Source organism: Rhizobium sp. PRIMUS64 (assembly GCF_023006465.1).
Classification (GTDB): domain Bacteria; phylum Pseudomonadota; class Alphaproteobacteria; order Rhizobiales; family Rhizobiaceae; genus Rhizobium; species Rhizobium leguminosarum.
In genome coordinates, this window is the sequence record NZ_JALBGX010000035.1 from 25934 (window position 1) to 41580 (window position 15647).

Genomic DNA, 15647 nt, shown 5'->3' on the forward strand with positions numbered 1-15647 from the left:
AAGATGCGCATACGCAGGACAAACATCATACTGGCGGGATGCCTTGCCGTCTCCGCCTGCCAGTCCGGGCCGACGTCACAGGCCGTCTCGGATCGTAATTCCGAATTCGGCTGCATCGCGGGAACCGTCGGCGGCGCGATTGTCGGTGGCTTGATCGGCAGTACGATCGGCGCCGGAACCGGGCAGGTGCTTGCTGTCGGCGCCGGCATAGGCGGTGGCGGTTTCGTAGGCAACCGCCTGGCTTGCCGATAATTGGGGAGGGATATCAAGCGATGAAAACCTTGGCTTTCGCGACGACACTCATCCTGTGCCAATGTGTTGGGGCAGTGGCGCAACAGCAGCAACAGCCCGGATCGATGTATCAGGGCCAGATGGACCGGCTCGACGGCAATGCCAGCAAGGCCGTCGACCGTTCGGAATACGAGACCTTCATGGGCACGGCTTTCGGAAGTCTCGACAAGAACAAGGACGGCAGCCTGCAGTCCGACGAGACGGTGCAGATCCTGACGGTCGAGCAATTCACTTTGACCGACGCGAACCACAACGGCCGCATCAGCCGAAGCGAATTCATGCAGCGGGTGATGGCGGATTTCGCGACCGCCGACCACGACCGGGATGGAAACCTTCAGTGACGTAGAGGTCAAACCGAGTGTGGCAATAAAGAAAAACCCGGCGATGTGTTCGCCGGGTTTTTATACTCGATCTGTCCGCACTATACTTTTCGCATTAGTCTCATGACGAGCGACACGACGAACAGAACCAGGAAAATGAAGAACAGAACCTGGGCAATGGAAGCTGAAGCACCTGCGATGCCGCCAAATCCGAGGACGCCGGCAATCAAGGCCACAACGAGAAACACCAGAGCGTAGTAAAGCATCGCAATCTCCTTTTACGTTGCTGCGGAGATAACGGAGGCCGCCCCATTTGGTTCCCGTCCGTGTCACGGTCGGCGCATCGGCTTGTTCAGCCGAAATGAAAAACGCCGCTGTACCTCCGGTCGCCTTCATTCGGCTCGGGAGGTTCGGCCGCATCGAGATAGGCCTTGAGCGGCCCGGTCAGCACGAACCAGATGCTGGCTCCGAGCATGAAACAGGCTCCCACCGGATCGTCGATGCGGGCGATGAACGGAAGGCAGGCGGATGCGAACAACACGATGATCCGCACCGACCACTCCGCCTCACGTTTGGCGATGGCCCGCGCTCTCAGCGATTTATATTCCCGAGCGCCGTAACCGCCTCCCCCTGCCTTCACAGCCGAAAGCAGTTTTCGCGCGGACGGCAGCGCCAGCATGATCAGCGCGGCAACGCTGAGCGTGAAAGTCTCGCCGGCCATGACCTGCCCGCTCGCGATCAGCAGAAAGGAGAGCACGACGAGATTCCATGTCGGCTCCAACAATTCCGGCGGTTGCCGCGTGCGGAGATGCCAACTCCGCAGCAAACCCGCCGCGCCGTGCAGTAGCGGCTGATCGATATAGCGATTGATCCAGTCCATGCCGTTGTGCCCGTCCCCGATTGCATGAAGAGGCCTTCGAACACCACGGAATTTGGTCATCATCGTGGCGATAGCCGTGGAATCCGCCCTTCGCGTGGACGAACTGGCATTACCGAGGCGCGTCACGGTCGCAAAATCTGAAGGCGACCTCAGAACTCGGCGACACCAATTTAGCGCAATTCCTGCGCAACCTCCCAGACATGGCCCGACGGATCCGCAAAGGCCGCGGTACGGCGGCCCCATGGACGATCGATCGGACCATTGAGCAGCGTGACCCCGAGCTTGCGCAGTTCCGCGCAAACCGCATCGACGGCATCGACCTTGATCGTCAGCAGGACGCGCGCGCCGGAACCCGGTGCTGCCACCGCCGACGGCTCGACCAGTTGAGGCGCTTCCGTCACTTTCAGCAGGTTGATCATCGTCCCAGAGAATTTCAGCACCGAGGATACTGCGTCCTCATAGACGATCTCGGGTGCAAAGACCTTCTGGTAGAACGCTTTGGCCTCGTCGATATCATCGACGAACAGGGTGACGACCTCGATCCTGTCTAACAGCATGGACATATCTTCCTCCGTTGCTTCGACCGCTCAGCCGATATCGCTGGCCGGCTGTCTGCTGGTCGCCTCGAGCCTGGCAATTTCGACATGCCCCGCGAAAAAATCCGTCAGCTTCGCAGGCCGGGCGCCTCCTGGCCGGTGCGCGCCACATATTCGGTGTAGCCGCCGCCATATTGGTGGACGCCCTCGGGCGTCAGTTCCAGCACCCGGTTGGAGAGTGCGGCGAGAAAATGCCGATCGTGCGAAACAAACAGCATGGTGCCCTCATATTGCGACAGTGCCTTGATCAGCATTTCCTTGGTGTCGAGGTCGAGATGGTTCGTCGGCTCGTCGAGCACGAGCAGGTTCGGCGGGTCGAACAGCATGATCGCCATGACCAACCGGGCCTTCTCGCCGCCTGATAGTACCCGGCACCGCTTCTCGACATCGTCGCCGGAGAAACCGAAGCAGCCGGCCAGCGCGCGCAACGGCCCCTGCCCTGCCTGCGGGAACTGGTCTTCCAGCATCTGGAAGACAGTGCGCTCGCCATCCAATATATCCATGGCGTGCTGGGCGAAATAGCCCATCTTGACGCTGGCGCCGAGGGCGACGCTGCCCTGATCAGGCGCGGTGGAGCCGGTCACCAGCTTCAGCAGCGTCGACTTGCCGGCACCGTTGATGCCCATGATGCACCAGCGCTCCCGGCGGCGCACGACGAAGTCGAGTCCCTCGTAGATGCTGCGGCTGCCGTATTTCTTATGAACGTTCTTCAGGTTGACCACGTCCTCGCCGGAGCGCGGCGCCGGCTGGAACTCGAAGGAAACGATCTGGCGGCGCTTGGGCGGTTCCACCCGGTCGATCTTCTCCAGCTTCTTCACCCGGCTCTGCACCTGCGAGGCATGCGAGGCGCGCGCCTTGAACCGCTCGATGAACTTGATTTCCTTGGCAAGCATGGCCTGCTGGCGCTCGAACTGGGCCTGTTGCTGCTTCTCGTTCTGCGCCCGCTGCTGCTCGTAGAATTCGTAGTCGCCGGAATAGGCCGTCAGCGTGCCCGCATCGATCTCGATGATCTTGGTGACGATGCGGTTCATGAACTCGCGATCATGCGAGGTCATCAGCAGCGCGCCCTCGTAACCTTTCAGGAATTCCTCTAGCCAGATCAAGCTTTCGAGATCCAGATGGTTGCTCGGCTCGTCGAGCAGCATGACATCGGGGCGCATGAGGAGAATGCGAGCAAGCGCTACGCGCATCTTCCAACCGCCCGACAACGCGCCAACATCGCCGTCCATCATCTCCTGGCTGAAGCTGAGCCCCGCGAGCACTTCGCGTGCGCGGCCCTCGAGCGCGTAACCGTCCAACTCCTCGTAGCGCGCCTGCACCTCTCCGTAACGCTCGATGATCTCTTCCATGCTATCGGCTTGCTCGGGATCGGCCATGGCGGCCTCGAGATCGCGCAATTCGCCGGCAACGATGCTGACCGGGCCGGCACCGTTCATCACCTCGGCGACGGCGCTGTGGCCCGCCATCTCGCCGACATCCTGATTGAAATAGCCGATGGTGACGCCCCTTTCGACGGAGACCTGCCCCTCGTCGGGCTGCTCCTCGCCGTTGATCATCCGGAAGACGGTCGTCTTACCGGCGCCGTTCGGGCCGACGAGGCCGATCTTCTCGCCTCTGTTAAGAGCCGCGGACGCCTCGATGAAGAGGATGCGGTGACTGAGCTGCTTGCTGATATTTTCAATACGGATCATGATTTGCGCGGGAGCCTGGAGAAGGAGATTTTGGCGCGCTTATGCCATGCGGGGAAATCGCAGGATAGCCCTGTTTCCGACCGTCTTGATCTCAAGAGTATGATGCCGAAAGGTGTGAGCGGTTTTCGGGCGAACATGCTCGCCTTCTTTAATTTGGAACCGGATTGGATATTATCGCGGCTCACGCCAACGGAGACCTGTGCCAATGAGCGTTCGTCCGCCGCAGTCCTTCAGACCATCCGAGCAGAATAAAAACGGCTTCAACGTCCTCGAATACGAGCTGATGTCGGAACGCGCGGATTCGCTTGGACGTCACGGACTGAAAGCGGAGGCGGCACTTGCCGCCCTGAAGGCCTGGGCTCCCGACGGCCAGAGCACTGAGGAACGCGAGAGGCTTCTCAATGAAGCCTCCGACGCCGTCTGGGCGTTCTTCATCCAGCGTGAGATCTGCGGGTTGCGGAACAACCGCGACGCCGTCCAGCGCTACGGCATTCCGAACGAAGTGATCGCCAGATTGGGCGCGGTGCGGAAGTAGCGCACTGCGACGGCTCTGCTATTGTCACCGTGGCTGCCGTCCTGCCTCTCTCTATTGGGTGGAAATCCCCGGTGCGGAAAGGTATGGCTTGGTGCCCAACCAATGCGAAAGGGAAACGCGATGCCAACCTCCATCCGGATCGGCAATCAGGATCTCACCGTCGATGTCTCCACCCTCGGCGCCGAGATGCAGGCGCTCACGTCAAGCGATGGGCGTTCATGGTTGTGGACGGGCGACGCGGCCTTCTGGACCGGGCGTTCGCCGATCCTGTTTCCGATCGTCGGCAAGACACCTGACGACAAGATCACGATCGACGGCACGGTCTATCCGATGGCCCAGCATGGTTTTGCCCGCCGCAGCGAATTCGCGCTTGCGGCATCCACCGAGACGATGTGCCGGTTCGAACTGACCGCCTCGGAGGCGACGCGGGCGGTCTATCCCTTCGAGTTTCAGCTGGCCGTGGTGCATGCGGTCGAGGGCCGGGCGTTGACTGTCACGGCGGAGGTCAGCAATCGCGACCAGAAGCCGATGCCCTTCGGTCTCGGCTTCCATTCGGCCTTCGCCTGGCCATTACCCGGTGCTTCCGGGCGCGACCATATCGTCACCCTAGACAATGAAGGCGAGCCGGCGCTCGTGCGGCTGGAAGGCGGCCTCATCAACCCTGCGGCCTTGCCCTCGCCGTTCGATGCCGGCCGGCTGGTGCTCGATCATGCCATGTTCGAGCAGGATGCGATGATTTTCCCGAGCGGTGCGGGCGAAGGGCTGCGCTATGGCGCAGAAGGCGGGCCGGCCATGCATTTCCATTTCGAAAACCTGCCCAATCTTGCGCTGTGGACCAAGCCGGGGGCGCCCTTCCTCTGTGTCGAGCCCTGGCATGGAACGGCCGCGGAAGCGGGAGGTTCGAGCGAGCTATCGAAGAGGCCTTCGACCACGATCCTGGAACCGGGTGCTGTCGCCCGCTTCGCCTTTACGGTCGAAATCCCGCAATAGAAAGCGCTCGCCAGGAAGCCCGGCGAGCGCCGGTATTTCGTTCAGTGAGCGCCGGCGCCACCGCCGGCCCGCGGTTTCTGGGTGAGCAGCAGGGCAACGGCTGCAATGGCAAGAACAACGCCGATGACGGCGAAGGTATCGGCAAAACCCAGGATGAGGGCCTGGCGCCTGACAATCTGGCCAAGCGCCACGATGGCTTTCTGGGCTGCGACGGCATGATCGGAAACACCATGCTGCAGGAAGTAGCCAGTCATCTGGTCGAGACGGTTGCGGACTTCGTCGCGGCCGAGCGTCACCGACTGGCCGATGATATTAGAGTGGAACTGCTCGCGTTTGGTCAGCACCGTGCCGAGTGTCGCCGTGCCGACGGCGCCGCCGAGATTGCGCAGCATGTTGGTCAGGCCCGAGGCGGCGGCCGCATCTGATGGAGCGATGCCGGCAGTGGTGATGGCGGTGATCGGTGTCAGCACCAGGGCCTGGCCGATGGCGCGGACGATATTCGGAATCCAGAACTGGTCGCCGGCGGTATCGGCCGAAAGCGTGATGTTCATGAAGCAGCTGATCGCGAAGATCGAGATGCCGAGGAAGCCGATGTAACGCGCATCGAAGCGCTTCATCATCATCGGCACGAGCGGGATCAAAAGCAGCTGCGGCAGGCCGGTCCAGGCCAGGACATTGCCGATTTGCTCGGCATTATAACGCTGCACCTGGCCGAGATATTGCGGCAGGATATAGACGGTGCCGAAGAGAGCCACACCGACCAGCACGTTGACGGCAACGCCGATGCCGAAATTGCGCTGCTTGAGCAGCCGCAGCTTGACCAGGGGCTTCTCCACCGTCAGCTCGATCCAGATGAAGGCGACGAGGAAGACGAAGGCGACGATGCTGAGCTTGACGATGAAGGGCGAGGAGAACCAGTCTTCCTTGTTGCCCTCTTCAAGCACCGTCTGCAGCGCCGAAAGACCGATCGCCATGGTGAAGATGCCAGCCCAGTCGCCCTCCCTGAGTAGGCCAAGCTGCATCGGCTGCTTGTCGAGCGTCAGGGCAAGGGCGACCGCCATGATGGCGCTCGGGATGGCGTTGATGAAGAAGATCGTCTGCCAGCCATAGTTTTCGGTGAGGTAACCGCCGATGGTCGGGCCGATCGCCGGTGCGAAGGTAACCGAGAGCGCGAAGATCGCCAGGCCGAGCGGCTGCTGCGATTTCGGCAGCTTGGTCAGCACCATGGTGAAGGCCATGGGGATGAGCACGCCGCCGGCAAAGCCCTGCAGGCCGCGCAGCACGATCATCGTGCCGAGATCATGGGCGAAGGCACAGGCGATCGAAAACAGTGGAAAGAGGACGGAGTTGACGAGGATAAAGCGCCGGAATGAGAAGACGTTGCTGAAATAGGCCGTCAGCGGAATGACGACGATCTCGCCGATGAGGTATGAGGTGGAGATCCAGGCGCCGTTGTCGACGCCCGTTCCGATGCCGCCCTCGATGTCGAGCAGCGAGGCATTGGTGATCTGGATGTTGAGGATCGCCATGAAGGCGCCGATCATGCCGGCGAGAACGGCGATCCATTCCCTGGTGCTGGCGCCGGTTTTCGGCTGCGGAGCGGCGATTGATGTTGCTGCGATGGTGGACATGACACAAACTCCTCGACCCCCGGCCTAGCTGCGGTCGTTCTTGGTGTCGATGCTCGGCTGGACGGACATGCCGGGTCGCAGGTCGACGTTGGCGGCGGCGTCGCCGTCGAGCACGATCCTGACCGGAATGCGCTGGACGACCTTGGTGAAGTTGCCGGTGGCGTTATCGGGCGGCAGCAGGGCGAATTCCTGGCCGCTTGCCGGTGCGAGGCTGTCGACATGGCCGTGATAGGTGCGGCCGGGGAACATATCGACCTCGATATCGACTGGCTGGCCGGCCTTCACGTCGGTGAGATGGGTTTCCTTGTAGTTGGCGATGACATAGGCAGCCGTCGTCGGCACGACCGACATCAGCTGGGTGCCAGCCTGGACATATTGGCCGATGCGCAGCGTCCGGTTGCCGACGGTGCCGTCGACGGGCGCTGTGATCGTCGCATAGGAGAGGTTGAGCTCGGCCTGGTGCTGGACGGCCTGGCTGCGCGCAAGAGCCGCCTTTGCCTGGGCCAGTTCGGCGTTGAGAAGATCGACCTGCTTGACGGCGGCATCGAGCGAGGCGGTGTCGCGGACGATCGAGGCCTGGGCGGCAGCGATCTGCGAGGCGGCCTGCTGTGCCGTCTGGACCGGGGCGTAACCGCTGGTGGCAAGGTTCGAATAGCGCTTGTTGTTCTGCTCGGCAAAGGTCTCGTTGGCGCGGTCGACGTCGACGGTCGCGCGGGCGGCGGCAATCGTGGACTGCTGGATATCGAGCGAAGCCTGCTTGGCGTTGACGGTGGCTTCCCCGGCTGCGACATCGGCCTTTGCCTGATCAAGGGCTGCCTTGAAGTCGCGGTCATCGATGCGGGCGAGCGGCTGGCCGGCCTTGACGGTCTCGTTGTCCATGACGAGGACCTCGGCGAGATAGCCCGAAACCTTGGGGGCGATGGTGCTGCTGTCGGCTTTCACATAGGCGTCGTCGGTCGAGATATGGAAACGCCCGACTGTCCAGTAATCATGGCCGTAATAGGCGCCGGCGGCGATCAGCACGAGGGCGGTGGCACCGAGAAGCAAGGAGCGGCCGCCACGCTTGCGGGCGGGCTTTTCCTCGGCAATGGGGGCAGCGGCCTCAGCGATGAGCGGTGGCTTGCCGGCGTCCAGGCTCGCGGGAGCGGCTTCGGCAACGGTTTCGACGGCGTTATTGTTGTTCAAGGCACGCAGCTTCTTGGTAGTCATTGTCTTTCTCCGGATGACGGGTCGCCGTCTCTTGGGCTGCGGCCTCTGAATTCAAGTGAAATCCTATTTAGGAAACTTGATAATTTCCAAAATATGCACTATAAAATGGATGTCAATAGGAATTTGGAAAATCATCATGGTCCAAAATCAACAAATTGAGAGAAGGCCGCGCGGAAGGCCGCAGTTGCGCTGTGACGACGACACCAGGGGCCTGATCATCAAGGCGGCAAATACCCAGTTTCACGAGAATGGATACGCGGCGGCAAGCATCGCCACGATCGCCCAGGAGGCTGGTGTTTCCACAAAGACCCTCTATCGGCTGTTTCCGACCAAGGCCGATCTCTTTGCCAGCATGATCTCAGAGCGTATCGTCGGTTTCCTGCTCGCGCTCGATCCCCCGATGCTCGCCAATGCCGATCTGAGAGATGGGCTGGAACGTATGCTGATGGCTTACGGCATGCTGTCGCTTTCTGTAGATACGGTCACCATCATGCGCCTCGTCATCGGCGAGTCGGACCGCTTCCCTGAAATCGCCACGTCCTTCTACGAACAGGCGATCCTACGCACCAATGCGCTGATGGAGGACTGGCTGCGCCGGCAGGTCGACCGCGGCCTCATTGCGCTCGAGGATCCGCATTTAGCCTGCGGCATGCTGCGCGGGATGATGGCCATGGAACCGCAGCGCGCGGCGATCCTGCGTCAGGAGCCACCGCCGACGATCGAAGCAATACAGGCGCGGGCGAAGATGTGCGCCGATCTTTTCCTGAAGGGTTGCGCGCTCTGAAGCATCGCTCGGGCTTCAGAGCGCGATGATTTTTTCTTACGAGCGAGCCGGTGCGGGCGCGGGAAGAAGCTTGCCCCGCAGCAGCCCAATTCGCCAAGGTCAGTCGATGCCGTTCGAGGACACCCTCAGGTCGGCGGCGCGCCCAGAGCATGCAGGATACCGCGCAGTTCGGCGAGGCCGCGCATGCGGCCGATGGCGGGGTAGCCTGGGGTGACGACCTTGTCGAGATCGTCAAGCATGCGGTGGCCATGATCCGAGCGGAAGACGATGGTGTCTTGTGTGCCGCGGTGGCGGTCTTCCGCGACCAGTTCCCGAAGCACCGCGACCATGTCGACGTCGCCTTCCAGATGCGCGCTTTCATGGAACGTTCGGCCGTCGCCCTCGCGCGTCGTGGCGCGCAGATGGGCAAAGTGGATGCGCGAGGCGAAGCGCCGTGCGATCGCCGGCAGGTCGTTCTCGGCGCGCACGCCGAGACTGCCGGTGCAATAACACATGCCGTTTGCCGCCGATGGCACCGCATCGAAGAGCGCGGCATAATCATCGGCCGTCGAGGCGATGCGCGGCAGGCCGAACAGCGAGCGCGGCGGGTCATCGGGATGCAGCGTCAGCTTGACGCCGCGCGCTTCGGCAGCCGGCGTTACAGCCTCCAGGAATTCGATCAGGTGCCGACGCAATCTTGCTGCATCGATACCGCTATAAGCGACCAGCTTTTCCCGGAAGGCCGGTATGGTCAGAGGTTCGGTGGTCGACCCCGGTAGAGCCGAGGTGATGATGCGGGTGATGTCGGCGACCTCGTCGTCCGTCATCGCCTCGAAGACGATACGCGCCCTTTCCCGGTCTTCCGCGGAATAGTGCTGCGCCGCATCTGGCCGTTCCAGAATGAAGAGATCGAAGGCTGCGAAGCGCTCGTGATCGAAACGCATGGCGGTGGCGCCCGTCGGTGTCACGAAATCGAGTTCGGTGCGGGTCCAGTCCACCACCGGCATGAAATTATAGCAGACAATCGGAATGCCGCAGGCGGCGACCGCTTCGAGGCTGGCGATCCACGCCTCGATTTCCGCCTTCGCCTCCCCGCCCTTGCGCTTGACCGCGTCGGGGATCGGGATGCTCTCAACGACCGACCAGACGAGCGGCGCACGGTCGCCCGGCGTCGTCTCGATCAGAGACTGGCGTTCGCGCACTTCCTTCTCGGTCCAGGCCCTGCCGATCGGCACCTGATGCAGCGAAGAGACGATATTGGTGGCGCCCGTCTGACGGACGTCATCCAGCGTCACCGGCGCTTCCGGTCCGAACCATCTCCAACCTTGTCGCATCCTTCTTCCTTCCCTGGTCTTTCGTTTCGTGTTGGCCTGCCGTCAGCAGAAATAATCGGGGTAACGCGCGCGCAGTTCGTCGACATCGGGAATGACGGCGCTTAAGTGATGGATCATTGCGCTGCGTGCAGCCGCCGCATCGTGAGCGGCGAGCGCATCGCGGATAATGATGTGTTCGTGCACCACGTTGTCCATGCGCCCAAGCACCGGCAGCGTCAGCCGCCGCGCCCGATCGATCTGCACCTTGACCGTTTTCAAGATTGCCCAGATGCCGGGATAACCTGATATCTGCGCGATCGCCTCGTGGAAGGCCTCATCCTCCTCATGGAAGCTCGAGGCATTGTTGGTCGCGGCGTGCGACCGCTGCCGGGCGATGATGGTATCGAGACGGGCGATGTCTGCGGCAGTCGCGGTCAGGGCCGCAGTCTCGACGGTCGTGCCTTCGAGCGCCTTGCGCACAACGACCGCCTCGGGGATCGCCGAGACCGGCACCCGCGAGACGACCGTGCCCGATTGCGGATAGATATCGACCAGTCCACCTTCGGAAAGCCTGAGCAGCGCCTCACGCACCGGTGTGCGGCTGACGCCGAAATCATCGGCAATCCGCTTTTCCTGCAGCAGCATGCCAGGCGGCATTCGTAGCGACACGATGTCGGCGTAGAGACGATCGTAGATGGCGCCGGCCGTGGTGATGCGGCGCAGCCTGCCGCCAACCTCCTGCGACGTCGGGACTACCAAGACTTCGGTTTCTGATGCTTGCGACATAACGATACCGGGCGTCGATGCTTGTTGGCATACTAGTATATCAGTTATATGGCCTTGCCAAGACGTGCTGCGGGTGAGTGAGGGTATAGCGCCACATCTCGTGATTCAGCGCTTCGCGAATTGAGCATTTCAGTCTGGGCCCAGGGATCGAGCAATGATTGCGCTTCAAAAGCGCTGGTGAACGGCATGAGCCTTGCGAAATCAGAAGCCCGATCTTTGTGCCGTGACACTCTTTGTTTGGAACTTAGATCCGTCGAGTTGGTTGAAATCCCCAAGGAGATGGTCATGAAAAACCCAGCACGACGCAAGATAAGCGAAAGTACGACCGACGACGGGCGGCCGAAAGCTCCACCCGTTGCGGACGCACGCGGACAGAAGATGGCTCGGCGAGCCGCAAACCAAATCGACAGGAAGAGCGGCGGGTTGCCAGCAGCCACCCGCGAGGAGGAGATCCGAAGAAGGGCATATTCGCTGTGGGAGAAGGAGGGGAGGCCGGAAGGCAAGCACCGGCATCACTGGACCCTGGCCGAACATGAACTCGACGCCCAGCAGGGCGAGGCCGACAATCCTCCAAATCTCGCAGCCCTGCGAGAGGCCTCGCGCGAACATACCGATGCATTCCTCGTCAAGACGGATCTCGAAGACGCGGATCAACGCGAAGCCTCCCCCGGCACACGCGAGCAGGATTGAACTTTCCGCCTCGCGCCAATCTCAGAAAGGTCCCCGAAATGGTCGACAAACAGAACTTGAACGCTGGATTCACCGGAACGCCCACCGAGCAGCCGGAGGGATTGACCAAGGTCGCGAAGTCGGCAGCCAAAGAGATGAAGCGCGAGGCCTATGCCGTCGCCTCCGGCGCTAGAGAGCACCCGTACACAGCAAGCGCACTGTTGCTCACCACCGGCATTCTGGCATTCGGGCTCGGCTATCTCCTCGGTCGATCATCGGCGGAAAGCTCCACAAGGGTGTATTGGCGATAGCGGCAGACACTTCACGTCAACGAAACGCAGCATCGGTTCTTCGATTGGCTCTCCTGATCCCGATGTTGCCGCCTTCTCTTCCCGCAGTACGCTCGTCGGATGATCACGATCAAACCCTCAAATCAAGCCGCACCTCAAACGTGTTTTCCGTTGAAGCCGGCTTTCCCGCCGTATCCGTTTGCCGCGATCATCGAATAGAACCATGTCTGTCCAGAACGGCCTGTTGCCTGAATACCACGTTGAATAAAGCCATGGATTGCGCCCTCATCGCGACTTGACAGCCGTCTTCACGATCCTTAGCGAGGCAGTATCGACACGGTCAGGGCCGGCATAGTGAATTATTTTAAACAACTCAAGATGGCGGTTCTCGATCCCGGAAATGGGGCGGGAGGCGCGCTCGACCGAAACAACCGCATTGCGGTCTTTGCCTTTGCAATCCTTCCAGGACTTTCGCCGAACTTTAACTCCTTCATCCTCCTCGCGTCGATGGTGTGGGGCCTCTACGGTCTGGTCACGGGCCGCCTGGCCTTGAACCTGTCGCGATCCGACCGGCTGGTTGCCATTAGCATGTCGATCTACCCGCTGGTGATGATCGCCAGCATATTCATCAATCCGCCTTACTCCGAAGAACTGGACTGGATATTCCGGCTCCTGCCTTTCTTTTCGGTCTGGCTGATATTGCCGCGGATGCGCCAATCTCCCGATGGCCGTCTCTTGCCGCTCTTTATCCTCGGCGCAGGCATCGGCATGATCGTCACCTTTGTCTTCAGTCTCCTGCAGATCATGTTTCTGATGTCCAGGGCAGAAGCTGGAACTTCGAACGCTGCACTGCTGGGGATCATAGGCGTTCTTTTCGGCGGCATTGCGCTTCTCAACGTTCAATCTCCGAGAAGCGTGGAGCAAAGAATTGCGATATTGGGATATGCCGCCGGTCTAGGCTGCGTTCTGCTTTCCGGAACGCGCTCGGCCTGGCTGGTCATTCCCGTCCATATCGTCATTTTTTTCTGGTATTTTCGCAAACACAGCTTCCATTTGAGTTTGCGCAGCCTCGCCATTACCGGCTCCTTGCTGTTAGCGGGACTTATCACTCTGGGTAGCGGCCAGATCCTCGATCGCATTGAAGCGCTCCAAGGAGATCTGACAACGCTCGAACGCAGTGACGGCGAGATCACGTCGCTCAGTGCGCGGTTCGCTTTGTACAAAGGTGCACTATCAGCAATCCGCAAGGACCCCTTGACTGGTTATGGCCCGCAAAACCGGATGACTTCGGTTTTGGCAGAGCTGCCCGATAGTATAAGGCCACAGCTGCCCTTCTCGCATGTCCACAACGGTTTTCTGACTGCGGGAATCGACGCCGGCGTTTTCGGCATTGCGGCGCTTTCGCTGATGCTCCTGACGCCCGTGATAGGCGCGTGGAGAAAAGAACCCGGACCGGGCCGGGATCTCGCCATTGCGCTCGCTCTTCTGCTCGTCAGCAGCTACGTCATAACCGGCAGCTTTGGCATCATGTTCAATCAGAAGGCTCTGGATCCGATCTTCGCCTATTTGGTCGCCCTTATTTGTGTGGACCGCGGCAGCACACGGTTTGCGCCTGTCGTTCGGAGGTAACGTCTGCTGGCACTTGACGTCTCAGGCCGCCGTATTGGTTTCGGCGCCGGTGAAGGCCAGATCCGAGACTTCACCGGTTGAGGAATAGCCGGAGACGAGCTCCGCCAACATCGCGCGTGCCGCGACCATATCGTTCCGATCCAATACCGCATTGAGCGAGTTGAGCTTTTTCGAAAGCTCCGGCCAGAAGAGGAAATCCTCGCGCGCCTTCATAATGCGAGGATGTTCGGTTGTTTCAGGGTTGTCGCCGATCAAAAGTTCTTCGTAGAGCTTCTCGCCGGGCCTGAGGCCGGTAACGGAAAGCTCGATATCCCCTTCAGGATTGTCATCGTCGCGGAGGGTCAGCCCGGAAAGCTCTACCATCTTGCGGGCGAGATCGGCGATGCGCACGGGTTCTCCCATGTCGAGCAGGAAAACATCTCCACCCTCGGCCATCGCGCCAGCCTGGATGACGAGTTGCGAGGCTTCCGAAATGGTCATGAAGTAGCGGGTTATCTCAGGATGTGTCAGGGTAACGGGGCCGCCTTCCTTGATCTGCTGCCTGAAAAGCGGCACGACGGATCCGGACGAACCGAGTACATTCCCAAAGCGGACCATGGAAAAATTGGTTCGCATTCTGTCGGTCGTAGACTCCGCTGCGAGCGCCTGCAGAACCATCTCCGCCAGTCTCTTGCTGGCCCCCATCACGTTCGTGGGGCGTACGGCCTTGTCTGTACTGATCAGCACGAAATTCGAAACGCCGCATTTATTGGCCGCGCGCGCCGTGACCAGCGTACCCATGACATTGTTCTTGATGCCTTCCACGGCATTATGTTCGACAAGGGGCACATGCTTGTAAGCGGCTGCATGATAGAGCGTGTGTGGTCGCCAGCTCTGCATGATATGTTCCATGCGATCCTGGTCGCGAACGGAACAAAGAATTGGGACGATCTGCAGATCTTCTTGTCTGTACAGCTCGGCCAGCTTCTGCAATTCGGCATGGATATTATAAAGCGCAAACTCGTTCTGATCGAGGAGGATCAGGGTGGAAGGCTCGTTGCGTAGAATCTGGCGGCACAACTCGCCGCCGATCGAGCCACCAGCACCCGTGACCATAACCACCTTTTTACGCATCGCCTTGTCAAGCAACTCCTGCCGTGGCGCGACCGCTTCTCTCCCCAGCAGATCTTCGATCTCCAGCTCACGGATGTCGGAGACGGCGATGCGTCCCTGAGCCAGGGCCGTGAGATCGGGCAATGTACGAACATTGACCCTGGCTTTGCGGATGTGCTCCAGGATTTCGTTGCGACGCTGTCGCGATGCGGATGGAAGAGCAAGAAGTACATTGTGGACGCCAAGAGCTTCGGCAAGCACCGGAAGATCCGAGGGGTCATAGATCGGCAAACCACCCATGACGCCGCCCTTGAGACGCGGATCATCATCCAGATAGCCGACGACATTGAGTTCGGCGCTGTTCATCAAGGCAGCCGCCAGTTGCCGCCCGGCCTTCCCCGCCCCATAGATCAACACCTTGGCGAGCATATTCTTGTGGAGGATGCGCTGGTAGGCATCCCCGAGCCAGTAGCGGATACCCAGCCTCGACAGCCCGATCGCAATCAACAGCAGGAAGGGCTGGAGGATGCCGACGGTTCTCGGAACGCCCGGCACACTGAGGGCGGTAAAGATCGTCATGAAGGCAAAGCCGTAGATCGCAATCGCCTTCAGAACAGTAATGAAAGCAGCCATATTGGCATAACGAAAGATCGCCCGATACATGCCCATGACGATGAAAATGGGAAGTGCCATGCACAAGGAAACGAAGACCGGCAACCACTGGACGCCGGTTAGTACCGTCCATTCGTTGAGGCGGAAGCAATAGGCCAGCCAGATGGTTAGAACGCAAAAGCTGGAATCCACCAGCAAAGCCAGAGCACGTTTGGCAACCCGCGGCATCGCCAACAGAGGGGCGACGAGCGCTTGCATCGGCTTTAAGAACCATCCTGAGCGCGATGTCTCAGCGGGGGTATTTTCAGGCATTGCTTACCAGCGTTTCGCAGATCGATCGACACCACCTT

17 protein-coding genes are annotated in these 15647 nt (G+C 60.5%); 8 read left to right on the forward strand and 9 right to left on the reverse strand.

Features of this window, described 5'->3' with window-relative positions:
- Positions 1 to 3: 3 nt before the first annotated feature.
- Together MOV76_RS16055 and MOV76_RS16060 are read left to right on the forward strand one after the other, a co-directional pair.
- Positions 4 to 252, forward strand: coding sequence for a membrane protein (locus tag MOV76_RS16055; RefSeq protein ID WP_012759902.1), 249 nt, complete (start codon positions 4 to 6; stop codon positions 250 to 252).
- A 20-nt stretch (positions 253 to 272) separates the two neighbouring features.
- A complete protein-coding gene (locus tag MOV76_RS16060; RefSeq protein ID WP_028732287.1) occupies positions 273 to 632 on the forward strand; it encodes a hypothetical protein in 360 nt (119 codons plus the stop codon).
- 80 nt (positions 633 to 712) lie between these two features.
- Here the strand turns inward: MOV76_RS16060 and MOV76_RS16065 are convergent, their stop codons facing one another.
- The 4 genes from MOV76_RS16065 to MOV76_RS16080 all read right to left on the reverse strand — a co-directional run bounded on the left by MOV76_RS16065 (position 713) and on the right by MOV76_RS16080 (position 3778).
- Entirely contained in the window at positions 713 to 877 is a 165-nt protein-coding gene (locus MOV76_RS16065) for a DUF1328 domain-containing protein (protein ID WP_003549551.1), read from the reverse strand.
- 86 nt (positions 878 to 963) lie between these two features.
- Complete coding sequence (locus MOV76_RS16070; protein ID WP_018246642.1) at positions 964 to 1554, reverse strand: hypothetical protein; 591 nt, start codon at positions 1552 to 1554, stop codon at positions 964 to 966.
- A 107-nt stretch (positions 1555 to 1661) separates the two neighbouring features.
- Positions 1662 to 2054 carry a VOC family protein gene (locus MOV76_RS16075; RefSeq protein WP_018246641.1) on the reverse strand — a complete coding sequence of 131 codons (393 nt, stop codon included), beginning with the start codon at positions 2052 to 2054 and terminating at the stop codon, positions 1662 to 1664.
- A 101-nt stretch (positions 2055 to 2155) separates the two neighbouring features.
- Positions 2156 to 3778: an ABC-F family ATP-binding cassette domain-containing protein gene (locus tag MOV76_RS16080; protein ID WP_247264871.1), complete on the reverse strand. Its 1623-nt coding sequence runs from the start codon at positions 3776 to 3778 to the stop codon at positions 2156 to 2158.
- A 205-nt stretch (positions 3779 to 3983) separates the two neighbouring features.
- On the opposite strand from MOV76_RS16080, the gene MOV76_RS16085 reads away from it, so the two are divergent.
- Both MOV76_RS16085 and MOV76_RS16090 read left to right on the forward strand, forming a co-directional pair.
- A complete protein-coding gene (locus MOV76_RS16085; protein ID WP_047620396.1) occupies positions 3984 to 4313 on the forward strand; it encodes a DUF6665 family protein in 330 nt (109 codons plus the stop codon).
- Between the two features lie 120 nt (positions 4314 to 4433).
- On the forward strand, positions 4434 to 5303 hold the full coding sequence (locus MOV76_RS16090; protein ID WP_047620395.1) for an aldose 1-epimerase family protein: 870 nt from the start codon (positions 4434 to 4436) through the stop codon (positions 5301 to 5303).
- A gap of 41 nt (positions 5304 to 5344) precedes the next feature.
- On the opposite strand, the gene MOV76_RS16095 is transcribed toward MOV76_RS16090, so the two are convergent.
- Both MOV76_RS16095 and MOV76_RS16100 read right to left on the reverse strand, forming a co-directional pair.
- Entirely contained in the window at positions 5345 to 6934 is a 1590-nt protein-coding gene (locus tag MOV76_RS16095) for a DHA2 family efflux MFS transporter permease subunit (protein ID WP_018246637.1), read from the reverse strand.
- A 24-nt stretch (positions 6935 to 6958) separates the two neighbouring features.
- The gene (locus tag MOV76_RS16100; protein WP_247264872.1) at positions 6959 to 8143 is read right to left on the reverse strand and encodes an HlyD family secretion protein; all 1185 of its coding nucleotides are present in this window, start codon (positions 8141 to 8143) and stop codon (positions 6959 to 6961) included.
- A gap of 136 nt (positions 8144 to 8279) precedes the next feature.
- On the opposite strand from MOV76_RS16100, the gene MOV76_RS16105 reads away from it, so the two are divergent.
- Entirely contained in the window at positions 8280 to 8927 is a 648-nt protein-coding gene (locus MOV76_RS16105) for a TetR/AcrR family transcriptional regulator (RefSeq protein WP_247264873.1), read from the forward strand.
- A 125-nt stretch (positions 8928 to 9052) separates the two neighbouring features.
- Here the strand turns inward: MOV76_RS16105 and uxuA are convergent, their stop codons facing one another.
- Together uxuA and MOV76_RS16115 are read right to left on the reverse strand one after the other, a co-directional pair.
- Positions 9053 to 10240 carry a mannonate dehydratase gene (gene uxuA, locus MOV76_RS16110; protein ID WP_018446169.1) on the reverse strand — a complete coding sequence of 396 codons (1188 nt, stop codon included), beginning with the start codon at positions 10238 to 10240 and terminating at the stop codon, positions 9053 to 9055.
- Between the two features lie 42 nt (positions 10241 to 10282).
- Complete coding sequence (locus MOV76_RS16115; RefSeq protein WP_028732280.1) at positions 10283 to 11005, reverse strand: GntR family transcriptional regulator; 723 nt, start codon at positions 11003 to 11005, stop codon at positions 10283 to 10285.
- A 285-nt stretch (positions 11006 to 11290) separates the two neighbouring features.
- Here MOV76_RS16115 and MOV76_RS16120 point away from each other — a divergent pair, with 285 nt between their 5' ends.
- The 3 genes from MOV76_RS16120 to MOV76_RS16130 all read left to right on the forward strand — a co-directional run bounded on the left by MOV76_RS16120 (position 11291) and on the right by MOV76_RS16130 (position 13593).
- The gene (locus MOV76_RS16120; protein WP_247264885.1) at positions 11291 to 11695 is read left to right on the forward strand and encodes a DUF2934 domain-containing protein; all 405 of its coding nucleotides are present in this window, start codon (positions 11291 to 11293) and stop codon (positions 11693 to 11695) included.
- A 38-nt stretch (positions 11696 to 11733) separates the two neighbouring features.
- Entirely contained in the window at positions 11734 to 11985 is a 252-nt protein-coding gene (locus tag MOV76_RS16125) for a hypothetical protein (RefSeq protein WP_247264874.1), read from the forward strand.
- 333 nt (positions 11986 to 12318) lie between these two features.
- On the forward strand, positions 12319 to 13593 hold the full coding sequence (locus MOV76_RS16130) for an O-antigen ligase (RefSeq protein WP_026230626.1): 1275 nt from the start codon (positions 12319 to 12321) through the stop codon (positions 13591 to 13593).
- A 21-nt stretch (positions 13594 to 13614) separates the two neighbouring features.
- Here MOV76_RS16130 and MOV76_RS16135 read toward each other — a convergent pair whose 3' ends face one another.
- Entirely contained in the window at positions 13615 to 15609 is a 1995-nt protein-coding gene (locus MOV76_RS16135; RefSeq protein ID WP_018246629.1) for a nucleoside-diphosphate sugar epimerase/dehydratase, read from the reverse strand.
- Between the last annotated feature and the right edge of the window lie 38 nt (positions 15610 to 15647).

Excerpts from the sequence above, each read along its gene's own strand:
- MOV76_RS16105 (WP_247264873.1), top strand. The coding sequence starts at position 8,280 with ATGGTCCAAAATCAACAAATTGAGAGAAGGCCGCGCGGAAGGCCGCAG.
- MOV76_RS16080 (WP_247264871.1), bottom strand. The coding sequence starts at position 3,778 with ATGATCCGTATTGAAAATATCAGCAAGCAGCTCAGTCACCGCATCCTC.
- MOV76_RS16115 (WP_028732280.1), bottom strand. The coding sequence starts at position 11,005 with ATGTCGCAAGCATCAGAAACCGAAGTCTTGGTAGTCCCGACGTCGCAG.
- MOV76_RS16085 (WP_047620396.1), top strand. The coding sequence starts at position 3,984 with ATGAGCGTTCGTCCGCCGCAGTCCTTCAGACCATCCGAGCAGAATAAA.
- MOV76_RS16120 (WP_247264885.1), top strand. The coding sequence starts at position 11,291 with ATGAAAAACCCAGCACGACGCAAGATAAGCGAAAGTACGACCGACGAC.
- uxuA (WP_018446169.1), bottom strand. The coding sequence starts at position 10,240 with ATGCGACAAGGTTGGAGATGGTTCGGACCGGAAGCGCCGGTGACGCTG.
- MOV76_RS16060 (WP_028732287.1), top strand. The coding sequence starts at position 273 with ATGAAAACCTTGGCTTTCGCGACGACACTCATCCTGTGCCAATGTGTT.
- MOV76_RS16070 (WP_018246642.1), bottom strand. The coding sequence starts at position 1,554 with ATGATGACCAAATTCCGTGGTGTTCGAAGGCCTCTTCATGCAATCGGG.
- MOV76_RS16055 (WP_012759902.1), top strand. The coding sequence starts at position 4 with ATGCGCATACGCAGGACAAACATCATACTGGCGGGATGCCTTGCCGTC.
- MOV76_RS16125 (WP_247264874.1), top strand. The coding sequence starts at position 11,734 with ATGGTCGACAAACAGAACTTGAACGCTGGATTCACCGGAACGCCCACC.
- MOV76_RS16065 (WP_003549551.1), bottom strand. The coding sequence starts at position 877 with ATGCTTTACTACGCTCTGGTGTTTCTCGTTGTGGCCTTGATTGCCGGC.
- MOV76_RS16135 (WP_018246629.1), bottom strand. The coding sequence starts at position 15,609 with ATGCCTGAAAATACCCCCGCTGAGACATCGCGCTCAGGATGGTTCTTA.
- MOV76_RS16075 (WP_018246641.1), bottom strand. The coding sequence starts at position 2,054 with ATGTCCATGCTGTTAGACAGGATCGAGGTCGTCACCCTGTTCGTCGAT.
- MOV76_RS16090 (WP_047620395.1), top strand. The coding sequence starts at position 4,434 with ATGCCAACCTCCATCCGGATCGGCAATCAGGATCTCACCGTCGATGTC.
- MOV76_RS16100 (WP_247264872.1), bottom strand. The coding sequence starts at position 8,143 with ATGACTACCAAGAAGCTGCGTGCCTTGAACAACAATAACGCCGTCGAA.
- MOV76_RS16095 (WP_018246637.1), bottom strand. The coding sequence starts at position 6,934 with ATGTCCACCATCGCAGCAACATCAATCGCCGCTCCGCAGCCGAAAACC.